19 protein-coding genes are annotated in these 24,387 nt (G+C 70.5%); 4 read left to right on the top strand and 15 right to left on the bottom strand.

The window, feature by feature from the left end:
• Positions 1-8: 8 nt before the first annotated feature.
• Genes ACWD02_RS41675 through ACWD02_RS41655 form a run of 5 tightly spaced genes read right to left on the bottom strand, consistent with a single transcriptional unit; the run spans position 9 to position 4,896 of the window.
• Positions 9-1,274, bottom strand: a complete 1,266-nt coding sequence (locus ACWD02_RS41675) for an ABC transporter substrate-binding protein (RefSeq protein ID WP_451221781.1) — start codon at positions 1,272-1,274, stop codon at positions 9-11.
• On the bottom strand, positions 1,271-2,389 hold the full coding sequence (locus ACWD02_RS41670) for a branched-chain amino acid ABC transporter permease (protein ID WP_451221778.1): 1,119 nt from the start codon (positions 2,387-2,389) through the stop codon (positions 1,271-1,273). The genes ACWD02_RS41675 and ACWD02_RS41670 overlap by 4 nt, the downstream gene beginning before the upstream one ends.
• A complete protein-coding gene (locus tag ACWD02_RS41665; protein WP_451221775.1) occupies positions 2,382-3,272 on the bottom strand; it encodes a branched-chain amino acid ABC transporter permease in 891 nt (296 codons plus the stop codon). Before ACWD02_RS41665 ends, ACWD02_RS41670 begins: the two co-directional genes overlap by 8 nt.
• A complete protein-coding gene (locus ACWD02_RS41660) occupies positions 3,269-4,087 on the bottom strand; it encodes an ABC transporter ATP-binding protein (protein ID WP_451221772.1) in 819 nt (272 codons plus the stop codon). The genes ACWD02_RS41665 and ACWD02_RS41660 overlap by 4 nt, the downstream gene beginning before the upstream one ends.
• The gene (locus ACWD02_RS41655; protein WP_451221769.1) at positions 4,084-4,896 is read right to left on the bottom strand and encodes an ABC transporter ATP-binding protein; all 813 of its coding nucleotides are present in this window, start codon (positions 4,894-4,896) and stop codon (positions 4,084-4,086) included. The genes ACWD02_RS41660 and ACWD02_RS41655 overlap by 4 nt, the downstream gene beginning before the upstream one ends.
• Before the next feature lie 264 nt (positions 4,897-5,160).
• Between ACWD02_RS41655 and ACWD02_RS41650 the strand changes: the two genes are divergently transcribed.
• Positions 5,161-6,360: a PucR family transcriptional regulator gene (locus ACWD02_RS41650; protein ID WP_451221766.1), complete on the top strand. Its 1,200-nt coding sequence runs from the start codon at positions 5,161-5,163 to the stop codon at positions 6,358-6,360.
• Positions 6,361-6,540: 180 nt separating this feature from the next.
• Here ACWD02_RS41650 and ACWD02_RS41645 read toward each other — a convergent pair whose 3' ends face one another.
• Complete coding sequence (locus ACWD02_RS41645) at positions 6,541-7,692, bottom strand: glycerate kinase (protein ID WP_451221763.1); 1,152 nt, start codon at positions 7,690-7,692, stop codon at positions 6,541-6,543.
• Between the two features lie 283 nt (positions 7,693-7,975).
• Here ACWD02_RS41645 and ACWD02_RS41640 point away from each other — a divergent pair, with 283 nt between their 5' ends.
• Together ACWD02_RS41640 and ACWD02_RS41635 are read left to right on the top strand one after the other, a co-directional pair.
• Positions 7,976-9,037 carry an ADP-ribosylglycohydrolase family protein gene (locus tag ACWD02_RS41640; protein ID WP_451221760.1) on the top strand — a complete coding sequence of 354 codons (1,062 nt, stop codon included), beginning with the start codon at positions 7,976-7,978 and terminating at the stop codon, positions 9,035-9,037.
• Positions 9,038-9,100: 63 nt separating this feature from the next.
• The gene (locus ACWD02_RS41635) at positions 9,101-9,592 is read left to right on the top strand and encodes an NUDIX domain-containing protein (RefSeq protein WP_451221757.1); all 492 of its coding nucleotides are present in this window, start codon (positions 9,101-9,103) and stop codon (positions 9,590-9,592) included.
• Between the two features lie 21 nt (positions 9,593-9,613).
• On the opposite strand, the gene ACWD02_RS41630 is transcribed toward ACWD02_RS41635, so the two are convergent.
• The 9 genes from ACWD02_RS41630 to ACWD02_RS41590 all read right to left on the bottom strand — a co-directional run bounded on the left by ACWD02_RS41630 (position 9,614) and on the right by ACWD02_RS41590 (position 23,307).
• The gene (locus tag ACWD02_RS41630) at positions 9,614-10,117 is read right to left on the bottom strand and encodes a methylated-DNA--[protein]-cysteine S-methyltransferase (RefSeq protein ID WP_451221754.1); all 504 of its coding nucleotides are present in this window, start codon (positions 10,115-10,117) and stop codon (positions 9,614-9,616) included.
• A gap of 24 nt (positions 10,118-10,141) precedes the next feature.
• Complete coding sequence (locus tag ACWD02_RS41625; protein ID WP_451221833.1) at positions 10,142-11,614, bottom strand: AlkA N-terminal domain-containing protein; 1,473 nt, start codon at positions 11,612-11,614, stop codon at positions 10,142-10,144.
• Positions 11,615-11,753: 139 nt separating this feature from the next.
• Positions 11,754-13,082 carry a cation:proton antiporter gene (locus ACWD02_RS41620; RefSeq protein WP_451221751.1) on the bottom strand — a complete coding sequence of 443 codons (1,329 nt, stop codon included), beginning with the start codon at positions 13,080-13,082 and terminating at the stop codon, positions 11,754-11,756.
• Between the two features lie 2 nt (positions 13,083-13,084).
• Positions 13,085-14,434: an NAD(P)/FAD-dependent oxidoreductase gene (locus ACWD02_RS41615; RefSeq protein ID WP_451221748.1), complete on the bottom strand. Its 1,350-nt coding sequence runs from the start codon at positions 14,432-14,434 to the stop codon at positions 13,085-13,087.
• Positions 14,435-14,646: 212 nt separating this feature from the next.
• A complete protein-coding gene (locus tag ACWD02_RS41610) occupies positions 14,647-16,941 on the bottom strand; it encodes an MMPL family transporter (RefSeq protein WP_451221830.1) in 2,295 nt (764 codons plus the stop codon).
• 169 nt (positions 16,942-17,110) lie between these two features.
• Positions 17,111-18,598: an AMP-binding protein gene (locus tag ACWD02_RS41605; RefSeq protein ID WP_451221745.1), complete on the bottom strand. Its 1,488-nt coding sequence runs from the start codon at positions 18,596-18,598 to the stop codon at positions 17,111-17,113.
• A 46-nt stretch (positions 18,599-18,644) separates the two neighbouring features.
• Entirely contained in the window at positions 18,645-19,157 is a 513-nt protein-coding gene (locus ACWD02_RS41600) for a flavin reductase family protein (protein WP_451221742.1), read from the bottom strand.
• 36 nt (positions 19,158-19,193) lie between these two features.
• Entirely contained in the window at positions 19,194-20,252 is a 1,059-nt protein-coding gene (locus ACWD02_RS41595; RefSeq protein ID WP_451221739.1) for an LLM class flavin-dependent oxidoreductase, read from the bottom strand.
• A 244-nt stretch (positions 20,253-20,496) separates the two neighbouring features.
• The gene (locus tag ACWD02_RS41590; RefSeq protein ID WP_451221736.1) at positions 20,497-23,307 is read right to left on the bottom strand and encodes a helix-turn-helix transcriptional regulator; all 2,811 of its coding nucleotides are present in this window, start codon (positions 23,305-23,307) and stop codon (positions 20,497-20,499) included.
• 478 nt (positions 23,308-23,785) lie between these two features.
• On the opposite strand from ACWD02_RS41590, the gene ACWD02_RS41585 reads away from it, so the two are divergent.
• Positions 23,786-24,253 carry a DUF1579 family protein gene (locus ACWD02_RS41585; protein ID WP_451221733.1) on the top strand — a complete coding sequence of 156 codons (468 nt, stop codon included), beginning with the start codon at positions 23,786-23,788 and terminating at the stop codon, positions 24,251-24,253.
• Positions 24,254-24,387: the final 134 nt, after the last annotated feature.

Genomic DNA, 24,387 nt, shown 5'->3' with positions numbered 1-24,387 from the left:
GGAACCTCTCAGGCGCCGGGGGTGAATCCCTCGGCCGCCTGGGCCGCGCCCGGCTCCCTTGCCACCTTCATGCCGCCCGTCACGCCCTTGTCGGGGCGCAGGATCACGCTCTCCTTCGAGGAGGGCGCCTTGGGGTCGCTGAAGTCCTGGGTGACGCCGAAGCCGGTGTCGAAGGAGTCGATGGTCAGGAGAGCCTTGTCGACGCCCTCACGGGTGAGGTCCTTGCTCTCGCAGGCCTTCTTGAGGGCCTCTCCGAAGATGGACGCCGCGGTCCAGCCGGCCGTCACGCCGTTGTCCAGGGAATCCTTGGGGTAGGCCGCCTTGTAGTCGCTGACCAGCTTCTTCGCCGCGGGGGTGTCCGCGCCGATCGGGAGGGTCGGTGAGGCCACGTAGTAGTTCTTCGCCAGGGCCGGGCCCGCCTGCGTGCCAAGGAGCTGGGGTGCGAACGCCGAGTTGTTGCCGATGATCGGCACGTCGAACTTGCCCGCCGCCGCGACACCCACGAGCGAGGCGGCCTGGCGCGGACCCGCGCTGATCACCACGGCCTTCACCCCGGCCTTCTTCAGGGCCGCGACCTGCGCCGTCATGTCGTTGTCGGTCGCCTTGATCTTCTGCTCCACGACGGTGAGGCCCGACTTCTTCGCCATGTACTGCGAGCCCTTCAGGGCGTTCTCGCCGTAGTCGCCCTCGAAGTAGACATGACCGAGCTTGTCGCCCTTCTTGAGGCCCTTCTCCTTCATCAGGAAGTCGATCGCGTTGATCGTCTCCAGGTCGTACGTCGAGCCCACGACCCGCACGTACGGGCTGCCGAGGAGGTTCGCCGACCAGGCCTGCGGGAGCACGAGGCTCTTGTCCTTGTCGATCCGCTGCTTGACGGCGGCGACGAACGGGGAGCCGATGAACTGGGCGAAGCCGAGGACGTCCGGCTCCAGCTCGGTGTAAGCGGCGACCGCCTTCTGCGGGTCGTAGCCGTGGTCGCGGACGGTCAGCTTCAGCTTGCGGCCGCAGATGCCGCCGTCGGCGTTGGTCTGCTTGACGTAGAGCTGCTGGGCCTGGGTGACGCTCTTGCCGAGGGTCGCGTAGACGCCCGTCATGTCGGTGAGCACACCGAGTTCGATCGTCTTGGCGGAGACTCCGACACCGGACTTGACCCCGCCCGCGCCCTCCTTGTCGCCCTCGTCGTCCCCCGCCTTGGAGCTGCAACCCGCCACCGCGAGCAGCGCGGCGAGCGCCGTGGCCGTCGCGGTGGCCCTTTTCAGCGTGCGTGAACTCATTGTTCCTCCCCTGGAGTGTGGCCGGACTTCGGCCTGGTGCGCCGGGCGGCGATGCTGGCCAGGCCGCCGGGCAGGAACAGCACCACCGCCACGACGGCGGCGCCGTACAGATACCGGGACGCCTCACCCGGTGTGATCCCGCCACTGCCGGGGGCCGCGACCAGGGGCAGCGCGTCGCTGTACCGGGTCAGGAGCTGCGGCAGCAGGGACACCACGGCGGCACCGGCCACCGCGCCCGCGACCGAGCCGAGGCCGCCGATGACGATCATGGCGAGGTATTCGAGGGACAGCGTCATGCCGAAGTAGTCCGGCACGGTGCGCTGGAAGACGAGGGCGAGCAGGACGCCCGCGAGGCCCGCGTACATCGACGAGAGGACGAAGACGCCTGCGCGGTAGCGGGCGACCGGCACCCCGATGACACCCGCGGCGATGCGGTGGTCGCGGATGGCGTTCATGGCACGTCCGGGGCGTCCGCGCAGCACGCCGCGGGCGAAGAGCCCGCAGCCGACGAGGAGGACGAGGCCCGCGTACCAGAGCTTCTCCGAGGCCCCGAACGGCACGGCCGCCACGACGAGCTCGCTGTCGTCGAAGGTGATGCCGAAGACGCTCAGGGGCGGTACGTCACGTCCGTTGGAGCCGCCCGTCAGGTCGTGCGCGTTGAAGAGCACGTGCTGCCCGATGAAGATCAGCGCGAGGGTCGCGATGCCGAGATAGGCGCCGCGCAGACGTCCCGCGATGGGGCTGAAGAGCCCGCCCGCGACCCCCGCGACGGCGACGGCCAGGGCGGCGGCGATCCAGGTGGGGAGGCCGAGCCCGGTCAGGCCGTCCTCCCCGTCCCCCGCGAAGACGCAGTATCCGTACGCGCCGATCGCGAGGAAGAAGGCGTGGCCCATGGAGAGCTGGCCGGTCGCGCCGGTGAGGAGGTTCAGGCCGATCGCGCCGATCGCCGCGGCCATGGCGAAGAGGCCGGCCTGGAGCCAGAAGCGGTCGAGGTAGAAGGGCAGGGCGAGCAGGATCACGGCGCCCGCGACCCACAGGTACATGCGGGGGCGGCGGGTCAGCCTCGTACGGCCTCGGGAGCGCAGCTCCCGTCCACGGGCCAGGACTTCAGACACGGGCGAGCTCCTTCGTGCCGAAGAGTCCGGCGGGCCGGATGAGGAGGATGACGGTCATCACGAGATAGGGCGCGAGGTCGCCGAGGCCCCGCCCCAGGAAGGTGAGTTCGCTCTGGTACCCGGTGGCGAGGGATTCGGTGACCCCGACGACGAGGCCGCCGACGAGCGCGCCGGTGGTCGAGTCGAGGCCGCCGAGGATCGCGGCGGGGAACGCCTTCAGCGCGGCGAGGGAGGTGGCCCGTTCGAGCCCCGGGGTCGGGAAGACGGTGAGGAAGAGCGCCGCCACGGCGGCGAGGCCGCCCGCCACCGCCCACGCGCCGAGCGAGACCCGGCCCAGGCGCACGCCCATCAGGGCAGCGGTCTCCGGACTCTCGGCGGCGGCACGCATCGCCACGCCCCAGGAGGTGTAGCGGAAGGCGAGCAGGAAGGTGGTGATGAGGAGCGCGGCGGCGACGAACGCGGCGATGCGCGTGTGGGCGATGGAGACCGACCCGATGGTGAGCACCGAGTCGCCCCAGGGGTCGCCGAGGGCGAGCACGTCGGTGCCGAGGCGGCGGGTGAGTTCGGTGGTGAGCAGGATGTCGACGCCGATCGTGACGATGGCGAGGACGCTGTGATCCGAACCGCGGTAGCGCCGCATGACGAGGTACTCGATGGCGGCGCCGACGACGGCGGCCCCCGCGATGCCGACGAGCACCGCGGGCCAGAAGCCGATGTCGTCGTGGAGGGAGGCGATGAAGTAGCCGCCGGCCAGGAGCAGCGAGGCGTGCGCGAAGTTCACGACCTCGGTGGCCCGGAAGATGACGACGAAGCCGAGTGCGATGAGGGCGTATACGGAGCCCATCGAGAGGCCGTTGAGCAGGAGCTCGACGAAGGTGTTCACGAGGTTGCCCCCTCCCCCAGGTAGGCGCGCACGACCGCGGGGTCGTTCTGTACGGCCGCCGGGGCGCCGTCCGCTATGCGCCGGCCGAAGTCAAGTACGGTCACCGCGTCCGCGAGCCGCATCACCACCCCCATGTCGTGTTCCACCAGGACGATCGAGATTCCGAGGCTGTCGCGGACGCCCGCGATGACGGCGGCCGTGCGTTGCCGCTCGTCCGCGGTCATGCCCGCGACGGGCTCGTCGAGCAGGAGCAGCCGGGGCTCCATGCACAAGGCGCGGGCCAGCTCGGCGAGTTTTTGCTGCCCGTACGGCAAGGAGCCGGCCGGGGCGTGCAGTTGATGTTCGATGCCGACGAACGCGGCTATCTCCCGCACCCGTTCGCGATGGCTGCGCTCCTCGCGTGCCGCCGACGGGAGTCGCAGGCCGGCGGCCAGGAACCCGGTGCGGGTCAGCCGGTGGCGGCCGAGCATCAGGCTGTCGGCGACCGTCGCGCGCGGCGGCAGGGCGAGGTTCTGGAAGATCCTCGCGACGCCGAGGTCGGCGATGCGGTGCGGAGGCATCGTCGTCAGATCGTGCTCACCGAAACGGACACTGCCGCCGGTGGCGCGGTACACGCCGGACAGGACGTTGAAGCAGGTGGACTTCCCCGCGCCGTTGGGGCCGATGACGGCGTGCACGGTGCCCGGCCTGACGGTGAAACTGATGGCGTCAAGGGCGGTGAGACCCGCGAAGCGGACAGTCAGGTCCCGCACTTCCAGGGCGGGTACGTCTTCGTCCGGCGGTGTCGCGTCCGTTGCCGGGTGCTCTTCGGTCATCGTCGGCCCGCCCATCGGTTCAGGACCGGCAGCGCGCTGACTCCGCGCGAGGCGTCGGCCGCGGCGGTCTCGTCGACCACGCCCAGGTAGCGGCGGCGTACCTCGTCGGACGCGGCCAGCTCGTCCGCGGCGCCCGCGAGTGCCACTTCGCCCACGTCCAGGACGTACGCGCGTGAGGCGAGGCGCAGGGCCAGCGCGGCGTTCTGTTCGACGAGGAGGACCGAGGTGCCCTGGCCGTTGATCTCCTGGATGGTGTCGGCGATGCGTGCCGCCATCAACGGGGCGAGCCCCAGGGAGGGTTCATCGAGGAGCAGCAGCTTCGGTGAGGCCATCAGCGCCCTGCCCACCGCGAGCATCTGCTGCTCGCCGCCCGACAGGAGACCGGCCCGCTGGCCCGCGCGCTCGGCGAGCACCGGGAAGAGTTCATGGACGCGGTCCAGGGCCCTGGCCTTCGCGGTCCGGCTTCCGGTGGACCCGAGCGCACCCGACCGGAGGTTGTCGGCGACGGTCATCCGGGCGAACACCCTTCTGCCTTCCGGTACTTGCGATACTCCGGCGGCGACCACCCGGTCCGCGTGCAGCTGGTCGATGCGCCGCCCGCCGAAGTGGATGGAGCCGGTGGTGAGCGCCCCCCGGTGAAACGCGAGGGTGCGTGAAATGGCGCGCAGGAGCGTCGACTTGCCCGCGCCGTTGCCACCGAGCACGGCGACCACGGCGCCGTCCGGCACTTCGAGCGACACCTGGCGCAGTGCGCGTACCGGCCCGTATCCGACCGACGCGTCCGCTACGACCAGTCCGGAACCACCCACCTGGGACCCCCTGTCCTCTGCCTGCCCTGTTCGTGTCGCTCGGCCGTCCGTGCCGCTCGGCCCGCCGCGTGGCGCTCAGCCCAGCACCGCCGCGCCCGCCCGTCCACGGCCTGTCCCCGAATCGCTGCGGGTGACCAGCGGGACCGGCCGCCGGTTGTGCACGGGCACAACACCCCGTGTCAGGGGCCTGCCAGGGGTGGCCGAGCGGTGGCATCCTCCCCAGCACCAGGGCACGGCGGGCAGCGGTGACGGGGGTAGGAATCCATGAGCGGACGCAGGCCTCGGACCGGCCACGACTGGAAGGTGCTCGAGGAGGCGTGCGTGGCGCTCAAGCCCCGCATCCCCGAGCTGGTGGACGAACACCTGCGGCAGCTCTTCGAACACTCCCCGGTGTACGCGCGGGTGCTTCCGCACGACCAGCAGTGGCGCGAGGCGGAGGAAGCGATGCGGATCGGCATCGAGACCATCTCGGCGCCGCGCGCGTCGCCGCGCCGCGATCTGGAGTACGCGGAGGAGGCAGGCAGGCGCCGGGCCCAGCAGGGGCTTCCGCTCGACCTGGTGGTGCACTCGTACCGCAACGCGGGCTATCTGGTCTGGGACTCGCTGCTCGAAGGCACCGTGGGGCAGGACCCGGAGAAGCTCGCCGTCCTGATGCGGTCGGCGACGATGGTGTGGGCGGCGGTCGACGCGCAGGCGGCGGCCGCGTCCGAGGCGTACCGGGCGACGGAGATGGAGCTTCGGCGCCGTACCGACGAGCAGCTTCAGGCGCTGCTCGACGCGCTCCTGGAGGGGCAGTCCGCTCCGGGGCTCGCCGCGCAGGTGGCCGCGGGGCTCGATCTGCCGGAGCGCGGGCCGTACGCGGTGGTGGTGCTGCGCGCCGAGCGGCGGGACGGGCGGGCCGCGTTCCACCGGCAGATCGAGCGGGCCGGGTTCCGTTTCGTCTGGCGGATGCGGACGGACCGGGAGGTGGGGGTGGTGGCGCTCGGCGCGGAGGAGGGCCTTGACGAGCTGACCGCGGCGCTCGACGGGCGGTGCCCCGGGCCCGGTGGCATCAGCCCCGTGGTGGCGGGGCTCTCCGACCTCGGCCATGCGCGGCGGCTCGCCGAGCTGGCGCTTCGTACGTGTCCGCCGGACGCGACCGGGATCGTACGGCTCGACCAGCGGATGCCGACGGCGCTCGTGGTGAGCCAGCCGGAGCTGGCGGGGCGCCTTGTGTCGGACGTGTTCGGGGAGGTGCTCGCGCTGGAACCGGCCGACCGGGCGGTGCTCCTGGAGACGCTGGACGCGTGGCTGGCGTGCGAGGGGTCGGCGGGGCGGGCCGCGGGGCGCCTCTACTGCCACCGGAACACGGTCTTCAACCGCTTGCGCCGCCTGGAACAACTGACCTCGCGGTCGCTGGCGCGGCCACGGGACCTGATGGAGATGACGCTGGCCCTCGATGCGTATCGGCTTGCGCCTGGCTAGGACGGTGGGGTTCCCCGGCCGGGGGCGCCCGCCAAGAATCACCGGCTCCGCCGAGCTCGTCCTCAAACGCCGGACGGGCTGAAAACCCCCAGCCTGCCCCGCGCCCCGCAAGGGGCGCGAGGAACTGCGCGACAAGCCCCCACCGGGCCCCAGGTGTAGCACCACCCCCCAGCGAAGCGTCTAGCTCAGGAAATCGCGGGCGATTCCCTCCGCCACCGTTTCCAGGATGGGGCCCGCCTCGGCGATGCAGCGGGCGACGTCCGGCTCCACGTCGGTGAGGGCGTAGGCGCGGCGGATGCCTGCCTTGCCCAGGGCCTCGGCCGGGAGTGCGAGGCGGCCGCAGACCGCCACGACCTCGACGCCCGCCGCGCGGGCCGCCGCGGCGACACCCGCGGGGGCCTTGCCGTGGAGGGTCTGCTCGTCCAGCGAGCCCTCCCCCGTGATCACCAGCGAGGCACGCTCCAGCGCCGGCGCGAAACCGAGGACGTCCAGCATGACCTCGATCCCGGGGCGGAAGCTCGCGCCGAGCCCGACCAGGGCCCCGAAGCCGATGCCTCCCGCCGCCCCCGCTCCCGGGGACTCCGCGTGCTTCAGGGCGGCGGAACCCACCGATTCGGCAAGGACCTGCGCGAAGTGCGCGAGAGCCGCGTCCAGCTCGGCGACGTCCTCCGGGCTCGCCCCCTTCTGCGGGCCGTACACCGCCGGAGCGCCCTTCGGTCCTGTCAGCGGGTTGTCCACGTCGCTGGCGAGGACCAGGTCGACCGAGGCGAAGCGCTTGTCGAGCCCGGAGAGATCCGCCGTGGCCAGCGTGGCGAGCGGGCCGCCTCCCGGCGCCACCGGCGCCCCTGCCGCGTCCAGGAAGACCGCGCCGAGCGCGGCCAGCATGCCGGCCCCGCCGTCCGTGGTCGCACTGCCCCCGACACCGAAGACGATGGTCCGAGCGCCCGCGTCGAGCGCGGCGCTCAGCAGTTCCCCGGAGCCGTACGTCGTGGACGTGAGCGGTGCGAAGACACCCTCGGGCAGGAGTTGGAGGCCGGACGCCTCCGCCATCTCCACCACCGCGGTGCCGTCCCGCAGCGCGTACGCCGCGGTGACCTCGTCGCCGAGCGGCCCCGTCACCCGTACCTCACGGCGCTCGAAACCGGCCGCGACCGCCGCGGCGACCGTGCCGTCGCCGCCGTCCGCCACCGGCAGGGCCTCGACCCGCACCCGCGGGGCGACGCGGCGAAGCCCGGCCGTCACCCGCTCCGCGACCTGCACGGCCGTGAGTGAGCCCTTGAACTTGTCCGCGGCGATGAGCACATGCCCCGCCGTCCCAGCAGCGTCCGCCACCTTGCATCCCCTTGCTTTCCGGGCCTTGCTCGCGTCAAGGCAGTCGCGCCGCTGCGACCATAACCGCAGGAGGGGCCGCCTGCCCATGGCCGTCCGCATATCGGAGCCCCGGACCCCTCCCTTAAATCACCCTAAGAGGGGTGATAGTGGTGCGTTGAGCTCCTCGGAATGATCGATCAGGGCAGCTCGGCCTACTTCGAGAACCAGACAAACGTGTCACGCTCCGCGCCGAACCCGTCACATTGACCGCGCACGGCCGCCCCGAATTCGGTAGACCGGACGCATGACCCCAGCACATACGGAACTCGCCGACCGTGTTCTCGGCGGCTGGACCGGCCGGATCGCGGGCAACATGCTCGGCAAGCCCATCGAGCGGGGCGACTACTGGACGCGCGAGCGCATCGAGCGCTATCTGCGGCAGGCCGACGCCCTGCCGCTCACCGACTACCTGCCCGAACCCCCTTCCTGGGTCGAGGAGTTCCAGCTACGGCCCGAGTGGCAGCAGTGCGTGCGCGGCAAGGTGCACGGCAGCTGCCGTGACGACGACATCGACTACGCGATCCTCGGACTGCACCTCCTGGAGACGCACGGGTTCACGTTCAGCACCGAACAGGTCGGTGAGCTGTGGCTGCTGCGCCTGCCCTATCTGCAGACGTTCACCGCGGAGCGCGCCGCGTACCGGAATCTGGCCAACGGTCTCAAGCCGCCGCTCACCGCGACGTACGACAACGCCTGTCAGGAGTGGATCGGCGCCCTCATCCGTGCCGACATCTTCGGCTGGACGAACCCCGGCGCACCGCGCCGCGCCGCCTCCCTCGCCCGCCGCGACGCCGTGCTCTCGCACACCGGCAACGGCGTCTACGGGGCGATGTGGGCGGCGGCGCTCGTCGCGGCCGCGTTCTCGGCCGCCACCGCGCGTGCCGCGCTGGACGCGGCGTTCGGCGTGATCCCGTCGAGCTGCCGGCTCGCCCGTACGGTGCGCCGGGTCGTCACGCTCCACGAGGCCGGGCTCAGCTGGGAGGAGACGCTGGCCACCGCCGAGTCGGAGACCACCGGACTCGGCTGGGTCCACGCGGTGCCGAACTCGGCCGTCCTGGCCGCCGGGCTCCTCTACGGCGACGGCGACTTCACCCGCACCATCGCCCTCACGGTGCGCGGCGGCCTCGACACCGACTCGAACGGCGCGACCGCCGGGTCCGTCGCGGGGGTGCTGTGCGGGGCCAAGGCCATCCCGGCGCAGTGGCGGGACCCCCTGGAGGACCGGGTGCGCAGTGCCGTGTTCGGCTTCGACGGGGCGCGGATCAGTGAACTGGCCGCGCGTACCGTTGAGTTGGTGCAGGAGTAGGGCGGAAGTGGCGGGGGTGTGGTGGCCCGGGAGCCGGGCCCGCGCCACGTCTACCCTTTTCACGTGACCATTCAGGATTACGCCACGTACATCGCGGGCCTGCCCCGCATCATCGCCGGGGCCGCCGCGCTCTTCCGGGACTCCGAGGGCCGGGTGCTGCTCGTCGAGCCCAACTACCGTGACGGGTGGGCCCTGCCCGGCGGCACCGTCGAGTCGGACGAGGGCGAGACACCGCGGCAGGGCGCGCGCCGCGAGACCGCGGAGGAGATCGGCCTGGACGTCGAGCTGGGCGCGCTGCTCGCGGTGGACTGGGTGCCGGGTGTCGCGCGGCCCCCGCTGGTCGCCTATCTGTATGACGGCGGGGTGCTCGGCGACGACCGGCTGAAGTCGATCAGGCTCCAGGAGGACGAGCTGCTCTCCTGGCGCCTGGTGGCCCGCGAGGACCTGCCCCGGTTCCTGCCGGGCGAGTTGGGGCTGCGGGTGCGGGCCGCACTGGAGACGCTCGACGCGGGGACGGGGACCGTGGAGCTGGAGAACGGCGTGCGGGTCGGCTGAACCAGAGAGCCGAGGTCGGAGTCAGAAGAGGGCGTCCTCCCTGCGTGGTGTGGTCGCGCCCTCGAAGGCCAGCAGCTGCTGCTTGCGGTCGAGTCCGCCGCCGTAGCCGGTCAGGGAGCCGCCCGAGCCGATCACCCGGTGGCAGGGCACGATGACCCCGATGGGGTTCTTGCCGTTGGCGAGGCCGACGGCGCGTGAGGCGTTGGGCTTGCCGAGCAGGGCCGCGAGCTCGCCGTACGTACGTGTCTCGCCGTACGGGATCAGCTGGAGCTGCTGCCAGACGGTGCGCTGGAACGGCGTGCCGTCCAGGCGCATCGGGAGGTCGAACTCCTTCAACTCGCCCTCGAAGTACGCCTCCAGCTGGCTGGTCGTCTCGCCGAACGGGCTCGCGTCGCGGTCGCCGAAGGTCTCCTCCGCGGGGCGGTGCCGCTGCTCTGTCATGTAGAGGCCGCTGAGGACCCCGTCGGTGGCCACGAGGGTCAGGGGGCCGTAGGGGCTGTCGATGAGTGTGTGCTGACGGTGCACGGGGCTTGTCCTCTCGGGCGGCTTTCAGGCCGGGATGTGGTTGATGGGGTGGGCGTCGGTGGCCCACAGGTACTGGACCGCGTACGCCCGCCAGGGGCGCCAGGCCGCGGCCCGCCCGGTCAGCGCGGCCGGGGTGTGCGGAAGGCCGAGCTCCTGCGCCGCGCGGCGGATCCCCAGGTCGGTGGGGAGAAACGCGTCGGGGTCGCCGAGCGCCCGCATGGCGATGACCTCGACGGTCCAGGGGCCGAAGCCGGGCAGTGCGGTGAGCCGGGCGCGGGCCTCCTCCCAGCCGCTCTCCACGCCGAGCCGCAGTGATCCGTCGGCGAGGTGGCGTACGAGCGTGGTCAGGGTGGTGCGGCGGCTGCGCGGCAGCGCGAGTGCCTCCGGGTCGAGCGCGGCCAGGGCTTCCGGCGCGGGGAAGAGGTGGGTGAGGCCGCCCTCCGGGTCGTCGATCGGCTCGCCGTGCGCGGTGACCAGGCGGGCGGCGTGGGTGCGGGCGGCGGCGGTGGACACCTGCTGGCCGAGTACCGCGCGTACGGCGAACTCCGCCTCGTCGACCGTGCGCGGCACCCGGCGCCCCGGCGCCTTGGCCACCAGGGGGGCGAGCAGCGGGTCGGCGCTCAGCTGGGCGTCCACCGCGACCGGGTCCGCGTCCAGGTCGAGCATGCGGCGGCAGCGGCTGATGGCGATCGTGAGGTCGCGCATGTCGGTGAGGCTGAGGCGGCAGGCGATGTGATCCGGGGCGGGCGTGAGGGCGACGACCCCGTGGCCGTACGGGAGGCGGAGCGTGCGGCGGTACGCGCCGTCGCGCCACTCCTCGACGCCGGGTACGGCGGTGGCGATGAGGTGGCCGAAGAGGTTGTCGGGGTTGAGCGGGGCACGGAAGGGGAGGCGGAGCGAGAGCGCGCCGGGGACACTGACTCTGCCGGCTGCCTTCGGGGCGCGGTCCCTCAGCTCGCCGGGGGCGAGGGCGAAGACCTCGCGGACGGTGTCGTTGAAGGTGCGGATCGAGGCGAATCCGGCCGCGAAGGCGATCTCCGCCATGGGCAGGGCGGTCGTCTCGATGAGGAGGCGCGCCGTCTGGGCGCGCTGGGCCCTGGCCAGGGCGAGGGGGCCCGCGCCGAGTTCCGCGAGGAGCTGGCGTTCCACCTGACGGGTGCTGTAGCCGAGGCGTCCCGCGAGACCGGGGACTCCCTCGCGGTCCACCACGCCGTCACCGATGAGCCGCATCGCGCGGGCCACGAGGTCGGCGCGCTGATTCCACTCGGGGGACCCCGGGCTGCTGTCGGGCCGGCACCGCTTGCAGGCCCGGAATCCCGCCTGCTGGCAGGCTGCCGCGCTCGGATAAAAGCTCATGTTCTCGGGCTTCGGGGGGACCACGGGGCAGCTGGGGCGGCAGTAGATTCGGGTGGTGGTGACGGCGGTGTAGAACCAGCCGTCGAACCGGGCGTCCTTCGACTGCACCGCACGTACGCAGCGCTCGGCGTCGGAATGCATCGAGGGGAGCGGCGGAGAACTCGTGGTCATGCCTCAAGGATCGGGCATGGCGGGTGGGGTGGCTGGCGAGAATCCGACATGGATGTCGAGGGCGGGGCGCTGCCCCGCCCCCCCCCAGGTCAGGGTGCTTCCTCCCGGGTCAGGGTGCCTCCTCCCGGGCCCGGACCGGCGTCATGTCGCTCTCGCGGAGGCGTTCCTCCGCCGTGTGTTCCACGTGTCCCATGGCCAGACGCAGGAGGGGCGGTGCCATCAGGGAGGTCACGATGGCCACCAGGACGACGATCGTGTAGACCTCCTCGGTCAGGACGCCGAGCCGCAGGCCCGCCATCGCGACGATCACCTCGATGACTCCGCGCGCGTTCATGCCCGCGCCGATCCCGATCGCCTCCCAGCGGCTGAGCCGGCCCGCGAGCGAGCCGATCAGCGCGCCCGCGAACTTTCCGGCGACGGCCACGAAGAGAACCACGAGCGCCGACAGGAGGACCGTGGGGTCGGCGAGGGCGGACAGGTCCATGCGCAGGCCCGCCGTGGCGAAGAAGACGGGGGCGAGCACCGAGAGGACCACCGTCCGCAGGGGCGCGAGCGCGACTCCGTCCACGGCTCCGCTGGAGCGGATCAGGATGCCGCAGATGAACGCCCCGAAGACCGCCTCGAGCCCCATCGCGTGGGTGGCTGACGCGGCCAGCAGGATGGCCACGACGACTCCGGCGGCCCTGACACCCGGCTCCTGTCCCTTGCCGATCAGGGTGAGGAACTTGCGTACGACGGGTCGGCCGATGGTGGCGGCGAAGGCGATGACCAGGGCCAGGAAGGTCAGGGGAAGGCCCAGGTCACCCACCGCGAGCCCGGTGGTGGCCATCGCGGACACCACGGAGAGCATGATCCAGCCGGCGACGTCGTCGACCACCCCCGCCGCCAGGATCAGCTGCCCGACGTTGCGGTGCAGGAGCTTCATGTCGAACAGCGTCTTGGCGATGACGGGGATGGCGCTGACGCTCATGGCCACGCCGAGGAACAGCGCGAAGACCGTGCGGTCGGTGGAGTCCGGCATGAGTTCGCCGGGCAGGGAGTAGCCGACCAGGACGCCCAGGCCGAGCGGGACGAGGAAGCCGGCCGCGCTGATCTGCGCGGCCACCCTGCCCCGCCGCCGCACCACACCGAAGTCCAGCTCGATGCCGGTGAGTCCGACGAGCAGGACCAGGCCCAACTGCGCGAACGCGTCGAGGAGATGGGCCTGGTTCACGTCGGTCGGGAACAGCCAGCCGGACAGGTCCGGCCACAGCTGATGCAGCACCGAGGGGCCGACGAGCACCCCCGCGCACAGCTCGCCCACGATGGACGGCATGCCCAGCCGGCGGGCGAGGCGTCCCAGGGCCAGGGCGAGCAGGAGCAGGAGGCCCACCTGGAGCAGCAGCACCACGAGTTGGTGCTGGCCGAGCGGCGCCACGAGGCCGGATGCGATCAGCATGCTCAGATGGTCGGAGCCGAGGCGCGGAGGCTGCCCAGGTAGGGGTGCCACAGGTGGGTGGGGTCGTCCTCCACGGTGGCGACGAACTCCCGCATCTCCCGCAGGATCTGCGGGTCCTCCTCCCACATGTCGCCCTGCAGCAGCTTGAGGACGCCGATGCGGTAGCGCGGGTCCTGCACGAAGGCGGCGAAGAGGACGTTGAGGCGGTAGTAGATGGAGATGAAGTCGTACCAGTTCTGGGCGCCTTGGCGCTGCGCCTTCTCGTACTGCCGGAAGCGCTCGTGGGAGAAGTCGCCGGCCTCGAAGGCCGCGATGATGTCCTGCGACGCCAGGCGCGCGGTGTTGAGGGCGATGCTGACGCCGCTGGAGAAGATGGGGTCGACGAACCGCGCGGCGTCGCCGATCATGACGAAGCGGTCGCCACAGATCTGCTTCAGGTGATAGCTGTAATCACCCTCGGTCTTGAGCGGGCGAATTCGCTCGGCCTTCTGGAGTTCCTCGTACAGGTCAGGGCGGGATTTCACGCAGTCCCAGAAGAACTTCTCGCGGTCGGTGTTCGCTTCCTTGAAGCGGTTCTTCTGGGTGACGACACCGAAACTGGTGACGCTGTCGGTGATGGGGATCTGCCAGACCCACGAGTCATTGATCGGCAGGAAGTGCACGAAGATGTGGTCGATCTCTTCGGGGTCGATGGCGAGTGCCTTGCGGTCCACGCCCTCGAACCACGCGTGCACCGCGTACTGGTCGAAGATGGGGTCGGGTTCCTTCAGCTTCAGCTGACGGCCCAGCAGCGTCTGCCTGCCGGTGGCGTCGACCAGCATGCGGCCGGTTATCGGGAATTCCTTGCCGCCCGCACGGCACATGACGCTGACGCCGTCCGGGTCGTCGAAGTCGGCGCGGGTGACGCGGACGCCCTGGAACACCTTGGCACCGAGGCTCTCGGCGTTCTTGAGCAGGATGAGGTCGAACTTCCCGCGGTCGACGTGGAAGGTGTACTCGCGGTCCACGCCGGGCTGGGCGCGCTCACCGAACCTGACCTGGGCGGTCCAGTCGTAGGACATTCCGGTGAAGCCGTTGGTGGGGATCTCGCGGTCCTCGGCCGTCGTCCAGGCCGCCCCGTACTTGCGCGGGAATCCGGCGCGCTCGACCTCGGGCATCACGCCGGTCTCCAGGAGCACCGCCGTGGTCGCCGGCACCAGGGACTCGCCCACATGCGGGCGCGGGAAGTTCTCTCCCTCGATCACGGCCACCGAAAGGCCGGCCTTGGCGAGGTAGGCGGCGGCCGAAGAACCGGCCGGTCCGCCGCCCACGATCAGGACGTCGAAATCCGCGTTCATAAAACCTGCTTCCATTCCCGGGATCGAAGGCGCACGGCCCTTATTCGACAACGCCTTGATCGTAGGATGGTGACTTGGGGCCGTCAGCCCCTAACAGACCTGTGAGCGCCCCTAACAGGACGGCCCACGCCCCTAATTGGCGGTCCTTTTCTTTAGGGGGAGGGCATGAAAAGCGCCCGCCCCCCGGGGGATGTGGGGCGGGCGCCGACAAGGTGGGGGCGGTGCGGTTATTCGCGTCCGCCGCCCGGTGAGGTGACCGCGGGCTCCGCGTGCACGGGCTGCTGGGGCAGCTGCTCCAGCTTGCGCAGCTCGCGGCCTTCGACGTCGACGTCCGGCAGCAGGCGCTGCAGCGGACCGGGGAGCCACCAGCCCGCACGGCCGAGCAGGCACATGACGGCGGGCAGCATGGCCATGCGGACGACGAACGCGTCGAAGAAGACGGCGGCCGCCAGCGCGTACCCCACGGCCTGGACCATCGTGGACTCGGCGAGCGTGAAGCCGCCGAAGACGCTCATCATGATGACCGCGGCGGCCGTCACCACTCGGGCGTTGTACGAGAAACCGGCGACGACGGATTCCTTGGTGCCCGCCCCGTGGACGTACTCCTCGCGCATCCTGGTCACCAGGAAGACCTGGTAGTCCATGGCGAGTCCGAACACCACGCCGATCATGAAGATCGGCAGGAGGTTGACGGTGACGCCGAGGGAGCTCATGCCGAGGACGTCGGTGAGCCAGCCCCACTGGAAGACGGCCACGACCGCGCCGAAGGTGGCGCCGACGCTCAGCAGGAAGCCCAGCGCGGCGGTGAGCGGGATCAGGACCGACCGGAACACGATCATGAGGAGCAGGAAGGCGAGCCCGACCACCAGGATCAGATAGGGCACCAGGGCGTCCGAGAGCTTCTTGGACATGTCGATGTTGAGTGCCGTCTTGCCCGTGACCGCGACGTCCGCCCCGGTCTCGTCCTGGACCGCACTGCCCTTGTCGCGGATGGCGTCCACGAGGTCGTTGGTGGACTCGGTGGTGGGGCCGCCGGTCGGCACCACGGTCAGCAGGGCGGTGTCGCCGGCCTTGTTCACGACGGCCTGGTCGACGGCTGCGACGTGATCGAGTCCCTTGACGTCGTTGTACATCCGGTCCGCGACGGACTTGGCGTCGGTGCCTTCGGGGCTGTCGATGGCGACGAGCAGCGGGCCGTTGAAGCCGGGGCCGAAGCCGTCGCTGAGCAGGTCGTACGCCTCGCGCTGGGTGGTGTGCGCGGGTTCGGTGCCCTCGTCGGGCAGGCCCAGGCGCATGGAGAACGCGGGGATGGCGACGACGGCGAGGCCGACGAGGGTCACCAGGAGGACCGGCAGGGGGCGCCGGGCGACCAGGTTGCCGAAGCGCTTTCCGAGGGGCGGCGTGAAGCTGAACAGCGTTCCACCCGGCAGGACTTGGTCCTTGTCCTGCGTGGTCTCCGCGGGCGCCTTCCCCCCTGCGGCCTGCTGTTCGGCCGTCTTCGCGCGGGCTCCCGCGCGCCGCCCCGCGATGGCCCTCTTGCCCGCGAAGCCCAGGACCGCGGGCAGCAGGGTGAGGGCCACACAGACGGTGATGGCGACGGATACCGCGGCCGAGAGCGCGATCTGTGTCAGCGGCGGCAGCTGCACCACGGAGAGACCGCAGAGGGCGATGATCACGGTGAGGCCCGCGAACACCACGGCCGTGCCCGCCGTACCGACCGCGTGCCCGATGGCTTCCTCGGGTGTCCTTCCGGACCGCACCTCGTGGCGGTAGCGGAACATCACGAAGAGCGAGTAGTCGATGGCGAGCGCGAGGCCGATCATGATCGCGAGGACCATGGCGTCCTCGGTGAGGTCGATGAAGCCGGTCGCCGCGTAGATGCCGCAGACGCTGATGCCGAGGCCCACGAAGGCCAGAAGCAGGGGCAGTCCGGCGGCGACGAGCGAGCCGAAGGCGATGATGAGGGTCACGGCGGCGACCACCACGCCGACCATCTCGGTCAGACCGCTGCCCTGCGGCTTGATCGCGTCGCCGCCCATCTCGACCTTGAGGCCCGCGTCGCGGGCGGGGTCGGGGGCCGCCTTGAGGGCGTCCCTGTCCTTCTCGGTGAGGTCGCCGGCCGGCACCTTGTAGCTGACCTGCGCGAAGGTGATGCGGCCGTCCTTGGAGACGAGATCGCTCGCGTAGTCGACCTTGGCGACGTCGGGGGCGCGCTTGAGGGTGGCGACGGTCTCGTCGATCGCGGCCCTGGCCTCCGGCCCGTCCGTGAGCTTCTCGCCCGGCGGGGCGGCGAAGACGACGCGGGCCGTGGCCCCGTCTGCCGCTGCCTGCGGGAAACGCTCGGCGAGCAGGTCGTTGGCCTTCTGCGACTCCGTACCAGGGACGCGGAACTCCTCCGAGGTCGGGCCGGACAGGGTGACGGCGCCGGTGATGGCGGCGGCGAGCAGCCCCAGCCAGACAAGTGCAACCAGTTTCCGCCGCCGGAACGACAGGCGGCCCAGCCTGTAGAGGAAGGTAGACACAACACCCATCCATCGATAGCTAGTGAACAGTCATTTCGGAGCCTACTCTCGTAATTGACGCCTGGTAAGGCGTTCGGCAGGAAAGAAATGGGATGTGACGCTGCGTCATAACTACTCCAACGCATGCCAGTTCACCCGCCGCGGCGGGTGAACCAGGGGAAAGCCCTTGCTACGGAAGCAGAAGCAGCGCAGCCCTGTCGATCTTGCCGGTCGCACCCCGGGGCAGCGCCTCCCGCTCGATGCGCAGGTCTTCGGGGATGGCGGCCCGCGTGAGCCGCTGCGCGCAGTACCGGCGCAGCTTCAGCACCCCCAGTCCGGCGCCGGGGACGGCGCGGACGAAGGCGCGCAGCCTGTGTCCTGCGAGCTCGTCCGGGACGGCGACGGCCCCGGCCTCCACCACGTCCGGGTGGTCGAGCAGGACCTGTTCCACCTCTTGGACGTTGACGCGTGTGCCGCGCACCTTCACCTGGAAGTCGTTGCGGCCGACGAGGGTCAGGCACCCGTCGGCGTCGCGGTGCACGATGTCACCGCCCGCGAAGTACACGCGCGGCACACCGGTGGCGTCGTCACGGGTGACGAAGCCGCCTCTCGCCGCGCCGGAGCCGAGGTAGCCGCGGCCCTGGAACGGCGTACGGACGACGAGTTCACCCGTGCCCGCACCGGACAGCGGCAGCCCGTCCGCGCCGAGGACCAGCGCGTCGACGCCAGGCAGCGGAGTACCCAGCGGCAGCGGCTCCCCCGCGCTCATGGCCGTGCGGTCCGCCTCGTACAGGAAGCTGTCGTTGGTCTCCGTGCAGCCGTACACGTTGCAGAAGCGGGCCTCGGGGAAGAGCTCCGGCATGGCGGCGAGCACCTTCGGCGGCATCGTGTCGCCGGTGAACAGGACGTGGCGCGGGGTGGCGAGACGCGCGGGCGCGGTGGGCTCGGCGTCCAGGAGCAGCCGGTAGAGCATGGGCACGCCCTGCACGAGCCGGACGTCGTGCCCGTCGATCAGATTCCGCAGGTAGGTGCCGTCCCCGGCCCGGTCGGCGTCCACGCGCACGACGCTGCCGCCGGCGGCCAGGGTCGTCCACACCTCCAGGAGGGACAGGTCGAAGTTGAGCGGGGCATAGCTGAGCACCGGGGTGCCCGGACCGATGCCGAAGCGCCGGGCGGCCCAGGCGATGAACGCCTCAACGCCGTCGCGGGGAAGGGGTACGACCTTGGGCACACCGGTCGACCCTGAGGTCGTGAGCATCAGCCCCACGCCGTCGGGCACGGCCGGCTTGACAGCGTGTACCGGAAGCGGCTCGACCTGCCGGGCCGTCACATCGCCCATACGGCCCGATGGTTCGGGTGCGATAATCCACTGCGCACCAGCCCGGCTCACGAGCTCGCCCAAGGTGTCCTCACCCAGCTCCGCGGACGGCAGCAGCACCGGCCGGTCGTCGGCGAGGCAGGCGATGGTCAGCCCGACGGTCGCAGCCGAGGTCGGCGCGTACACGCAGACCGGGGCGTCGGCGGGGACGTGCGCGTCACGCAGCGCCTCCCCGAACGCCGCTGTCTGCGCCGCCAGTTCACCGTACGTGACGACACCGGCGCCGGTGATCAGCGCCGGGGCCGTCGGCGTACGCCCGGCATGCTCCTTGAAGGACGCGAGGAAAGTGCGGGACGGCACGGTCGAGTCAGCCCAATCCGTCTGGTGGGTACGGCACTTGCACGGGTCAGAAAGTGCCGTACCGGCTGTGTGCGAAGACGAGCGGCCGCTGGTCGCCGAGGGCGCCCGCGGAGACGACTTCACCGATGACGACGTGATGGTCACCGGCGTCGACGACACGCGCGAGGGTGCAGTCGAGGTAGGCGGCGGCGTCGGCGAGGACGGGCGCGCCGGTCCAGGCGGTGGTCAGCCGCTGGCCCGCGAACCGGTCCACGCCGGTGGCACAGAACTGGCGGGCGATCCGCTCCTGGCCGCTGCCGAGGATGCTCACGGCGAAGTGGCCCGCGGCCTCGATGGCCGGCCAGGTCCGTGACGTCCTGCTGATGCAGAACAGGACCAGGGGCGGTTCGAGCGAGACCGAGGTGAAGGAGTTGATCGACACGCCGGCCGGTCCTTCCGGCGTGTCGGTCGTCACCACGGTCACGCCCGTCGCGAGGTTGCGGAGCACGGAACGCAGGTGCGCTGGTGGCACGACGGGTGTCATCTGGCGCGACGCACCGCGCATGTCCGGCTGTGGCACGTACGTGAGTCCTCTCCTCGGCGGCGTGGGCCCGGCTCAGCCGAGCATCGGCCGCGTCTTCTCCGCGAAGAGGCGCAGGGTGCGCTCCATCATCGCGTACGGCTGTCCGCCGAAGTCGACCTGCCACAGGATGGTGTCCATGCCCAGGGCCTTCTGCATCTCGTCGACACGACGGGCCGCGGTCTCCGGTGAACCGATGATGCCGTTGCCGCCCGCGCCCTTGCCGCCGGCCTCGACGGACTTGGACAGGGCCTGGCTGTAGCCCTTGTAGTCGGGGGAGTCGACGGTCAGGACCGACTGGGCCGCTTCCTTCCAGACGTCGATGTACTCCTGGAGGTACGGCTGGGCCGATTCCATGGCCTCCTCGTCGGTGTCGGCGAGGACCAGCGGCACGACCATGGAGGTCTGCGGCGTGCGGCCGGTGTGGCCGTGGTGCTTCTCGAACTCCTCGCGGTAGGCGCTGACCAGGCCGTTGACGAACTGGAACGTCTCCGGCTGGGGGGACGCCGTCACGAGCAGGTTGTAGCCCTGCTCACCGGCCCAGCGGAAGCTGCTCTCCGACATGACCGCGCAGATCCACACCGGCGGGTGGGGGCGCTGGATCGAGGCGGGGAAGGAATTGGCGTTCTCGTAGCGGTAGTACGGGGTGTTCTCGGTGACGTTCTCCTGCGTCCACAGCCGGACGACGGAGTCGACCGTCGTACGGAAACGCACGATGCTCTCGTCCATGCTCACGCCGAACGCGTCGAACTCGTAGGGCAGGAAGGCGCGGGCGAAGCCGACGTCCAGGCGGCCGCCGCTCATGACGTCGACCTGCGCGGCCTCGGCGGCGATCTGGATGGGGTGGTGGAAGGATGCCTGGATGCCGCCGGTAAGCAGCCGGATGCGCTGGGTGCGGGCCGCGACGGCGGACAGGAAGGCCAGCGGGCTGGGGCAGTAGCCGCCGGCGCTGTGCAGGTAGTGCTCGGTCATCTTGATGTGGGAGAAGCCCAGTTCGTCGCCGAGCTCCGCGACGCGCAGCACGTCGGCGAAGTACTCGGGAGCCGAGCGCACCTCCGGGCGGCAGTCGGGAAGCAGCGAGATGCCGTAGTTCATCGAACCCTCCTGGGGGCGCGGGGTGTCGGATCTGCGGGCCGGTACGTCGGAGGCGGCACAGCCGTGTCGCCGGCGGAAGCTCGGCTACGCCAGGCGAACCTATGCAGCGACGGTGGTCCCGTCAGCCCCCTACCGGGGAATCAGGACCCCCTTAACTGCCGTACGAGACACAGGGGTTGGGGGGAAAGCGGGGGCGGGTGGGGGAGCGTGGGAAAAGGTGGGGGCGTGTGGGAGGAGGTGGGGGTCACTCTGCCGGGATGGCCGACTGCAGGGCGGGGCCGAGGTCGGAGCGCTGCTTGACCGACAGCTTGCGGTAGATGCGGGTCATGTGCTGCTCCACGGTGCTGACGGTGACGTACAGCTTCTCGGCTATCTGGCGGTTCGTGTGGCCTTGGCCCGCGAGGACCGCCACGCGTTTCTCGGCGGCGCTCAGGACGGTGACGGTGGAGGTCTCCGGCGCGGCGGCGGGGCCGGCGCCAGGACGTTCGGCGCCTCCCGTCATGGGGATCAGCATGGCCTTGAGCGGTCCCGCACCGCACTGGTTGGCCAGTTTGAGGGCGCGCGCCGCGGTGACCTCCGCGTGGTCGTGCTCACCGAGTGCCTTGTAGGCGTGCGACAGGCCGACGAGCGCCTGGGCGAGACCCAGGCGGTTGCCGACGTGCTGGGATCGCTTGGCGGCTTCCTTGAGCGGGGTCACGGCGGCCCGCGCGTCCTTGGTCGCCGCCCAGGCCCGCAGGGTAAGTCCCCAGGCCTCGTGCTGATCGGGCCCCAGAAGGCTCTGCTGTTCCTTCAGGAGGGCGACGGCCTGCTCCGTCTCCCCCAGGCAGAGGTGTGCGTGAGCGGCGTTGGTGCGCCAGGAGAAGACCGCCGGGCTGTCGAAGCGCCACCGGGCGAGGGTCTCACCGACGGCGTTGAAGTCCCGTAACGCCGCCTTGAACTGACTGGCCGCCAGGTAGTAGTGGCCGCGTGCGTTGAGGTAGGCGACGCCGAAGAGCGTCTGGGACGCGGCGGGCGGCATCTTCATCGTCAGATACGTGGCGGCCTTCTCGTAGTGGCCCATGGCGGTGGCGGTCTGGATGAGCAGGGAGAACGGCAGACCGATCACCACGCCCCAGCTCTCGGGGGCCACCAGCGCGAGGGCGGCCTGGGTGACCTGGGCGGATTCGGCGAGCTCGCCCCTGCGCAGGTGCACGGCCGCCTTGAGGGTCATGAACAACGCCCGCCACATGGGGGTGTGTTCGACGGTGGTGGCGCCAAGAAGGGAGTCGCACCAGGAGGCGGCAACGTCGAGGCGGTCGCCGAACACCATCGTCATGAGCGCCGATGTGACCGGCAGGAGCGTCTTGTCGTCGAGGTGCGTGGTGAGGAGGATCTGCTCGGCCTTCTGCACGGCCGCTTCCAGGTGGCCCTCGCGCAGCACGGCTTCGAGCATGGCCACCGTCTGGTGCTGCGGGGCCCACAGCGAGGAGGCGACCGTGGAGGACGGGTTCGGCGGCTGGGCGGGGCGCCCCATCACCTCGTCGGCGAGACCGGGGAAGAAGTACGGCAACCACAGTGCCGCCGAGTCGAGTTCGGGCAGCCCGTCGGGCTGCCCGGTGGCCGCCTCGCCGTTGCGGCGGATGTCCCGCAGGGTGTCGAGGGCCTGGTCCAACTGGCCGTCCCACAGCAGGTAGTGGAAGGTGCGTACGGCGTCGTCGCCGGTGAGCACACCCGCGCCGACGGCCTCGACGAGCTCGGGCAGATAGCGCTCGACGGCACCCGCGGGGTTGCTGCGCCACTCGGCGCTGATCAGCATGGAGGCGAGCCCGGCGCGCTCGGCGGGGTCGCCGCAGGCGCGATGGGCACAGCGCAGATAGCGGACGGCGGCGCTCGACCGGCCTTCCGCCAGGGCTTGTTCGGCTGCGATGCGCAAGGTGGCCGCACACCAGGGCTGCTGTTCGCCGGAGGCCAGGATGTGCCTGGCGACGACGGAGGCGGCTTCGCCGGCCTCGTGCAGCAGGTGGGCGGCCTGTGTATGGAGTTTCTTGCGTTCACCGCCGCTCATGCTGCTGAGCACGGCGGAGCGGGCGGCCCCGTGGCGGAAGCGGCAGCCCTCCACGAGGCCGGTGGAGCGCAGGACGTCGACGGCCTGGGCGAGCAGGGAGAGATCGTGGCCGAGGAACCTGCCGAGCAGAGGGAGTGTCGCCTGCTGCCCCAGGATGGCGATGCCCTGGGCCGTCTCCTGGACCAGGCGTGAGTCACTGCGGTGCAGCAGGTCGAGTACGGCACGTCGGTGGGCGCTGCCCGCTGCGGGCAGCCCGGATATCAGGTCCGGCTTGGACTGGAAATCGTCGATGAGCGCCTTGACGAGGAGCGGGTTGCCGCCACTCATCCGGTGGATGGGGCCTGCGAGGTGCCCTGCCGTGCTCGGCAGGAGTTCCCCGGCGATGGCGGCCGCGACCCCCGCTTCGCTCAGGAGCTCGACCCGTACGCGGGAACAGCCGGGGGAACGCAGCAGCTCGGACCTGACGTCACGGGGAATCGGGGCGAGGAATTCCGCTTCGCTGAGGACGAGCAGGACCCGGGCCGAGTGCAGTCGGCGGGCCAGGTGGAGCAGGCACTGCAAGGAGGCGTCGTCCGCGAACTGGGCGTCGTCCACGAGGATGACGACGGGCCGGCTGCGGGCCAGGTCTCTGAGCGCTTCGCACACGACGCGAGAGAGCGACAAGGTGCTACATCGTCCACCGGGCGCGGCCCGGTCCGGCACGAGACCGTCGGACGTCTCCTTCATCCAGCCGACAATGGCTTCCTCAATGCACGGCGCGCAGGTTTCACAGGCCTGGAAGATCTGCTCGAGAACACCCAGGAACATGGACTGTTCGGCACGTGAGGCATTGGCGCTCAGGACGGCGGCGCCCCGGCTCTCCGCGTACTCCGCGAAGGTGTGCAACAACGTTGTCTTTCCACTGCTCAACGGACCGCTCACCAAGGCGACCGAAAACTGCCCCGCCATACTCCGCTTCAGTAAGTGATGAAGTTCCATGAACGGAGCATCACGCTCGGTGAGCTCCAGCATCAATCCAGCTTGTCCCATGGCTCCCCCGTTCCTACGGCTTGGACACTTCTTGGCAGACATGACCGGCCGATGTGACAGTGGATGGAGACCAGCACCGTGACCTGAAGTCTGCCGTGTTGATCAAAAGCACTTCACCGCGAGTGACAATGACCGAAGCCAGTCGTCGGTGTCGCCACTCAACCGAGAGCACAGTAGCATTTGGTTGACCAGTCACGGAACCCGCAATTTCGCTACCACGGGCCTGGTGACAGATACCCCGAACTGCGCCTAATTACTGGCATCGACAACACTACTGATCGCGAGCGAAGCGGAATTCAACTTTCCTTTTGTCGCCCCTTACGCCCCTCCCCCTACCCCGCGCCGACCCCCTACTGGGGCGCGGACACTTAGGGGTGACGTACGGGTATGGGGAGGCACCGCCCACGACGGACACTCGGCGTACATCCCTGTCCTCCCTCACCCCTTCCGGAGTGGACTTATGGCCGACGCGAGCGCGGGTTTCACCGGTGCGGTACCGGCGCCCGAGCAGATGCACGAGCTCGACTTCATGCTTGGCACAATGTCATGCGTTCTCAATACCGGAACAAAGATCACCGGAGAGATCAAGCCAGTCCTGAGCGGCCACTATTACGAGTTCGAATTGACGGCGAACCGGACGAACGGTGAGCAGCTCAGCGGCAGATGGCTGCTCGGATGGAACTCCACGGACGCGGTGTTCACCAGCTACTACTACGACGACACGGGAATGCAGGGATTCTCCACCGCACCCGGCTGGCAAGACGGTGAGCTGCCCTTCCAGGGCCGCTACACACTCGCGGATTCACACGTCGAAGTGCGCACCGTCTTTCGACGGGTCGACGAGGACAACTTCGTCATACATGAATCCATGCTCAAGAATGGCGAGTGGGTTCTGCTGGACACCCAGGACTGCCACCGCACGCGCTGAGCGTTTCGCTTCGGCGGCACAACGGGCTGTGATCGACCCCCGGGGGTCGACACGGAACCCCGCCGTGCCCACGTACGGCTTGGTGGCGCCGGGGAGCAGCCGCTCGAGCTCGGACGTGGCGCGCTGTTCCTCGC

Source organism: Streptomyces sp. NPDC002853 (genome assembly GCF_053591915.1).
The sequence above is the reverse complement of the archived record's forward strand: the minus strand, read 5'-3'. Positions and strand labels throughout refer to the sequence as shown.

Excerpts from the sequence above, each read along its gene's own strand:
- ACWD02_RS41615 (WP_451221748.1), bottom strand. The coding sequence starts at position 14,434 with ATGGAAGCAGGTTTTATGAACGCGGATTTCGACGTCCTGATCGTGGGC.
- ACWD02_RS41675 (WP_451221781.1), bottom strand. The coding sequence starts at position 1,274 with ATGAGTTCACGCACGCTGAAAAGGGCCACCGCGACGGCCACGGCGCTC.
- ACWD02_RS41660 (WP_451221772.1), bottom strand. The coding sequence starts at position 4,087 with ATGACCGAAGAGCACCCGGCAACGGACGCGACACCGCCGGACGAAGAC.
- ACWD02_RS41585 (WP_451221733.1), top strand. The coding sequence starts at position 23,786 with ATGGCCGACGCGAGCGCGGGTTTCACCGGTGCGGTACCGGCGCCCGAG.
- ACWD02_RS41620 (WP_451221751.1), bottom strand. The coding sequence starts at position 13,082 with ATGCTGATCGCATCCGGCCTCGTGGCGCCGCTCGGCCAGCACCAACTC.
- ACWD02_RS41640 (WP_451221760.1), top strand. The coding sequence starts at position 7,976 with ATGACCCCAGCACATACGGAACTCGCCGACCGTGTTCTCGGCGGCTGG.
- ACWD02_RS41590 (WP_451221736.1), bottom strand. The coding sequence starts at position 23,307 with ATGCTGGAGCTCACCGAGCGTGATGCTCCGTTCATGGAACTTCATCAC.
- ACWD02_RS41595 (WP_451221739.1), bottom strand. The coding sequence starts at position 20,252 with ATGAACTACGGCATCTCGCTGCTTCCCGACTGCCGCCCGGAGGTGCGC.
- ACWD02_RS41650 (WP_451221766.1), top strand. The coding sequence starts at position 5,161 with ATGAGCGGACGCAGGCCTCGGACCGGCCACGACTGGAAGGTGCTCGAG.
- ACWD02_RS41625 (WP_451221833.1), bottom strand. The coding sequence starts at position 11,614 with ATGCATTCCGACGCCGAGCGCTGCGTACGTGCGGTGCAGTCGAAGGAC.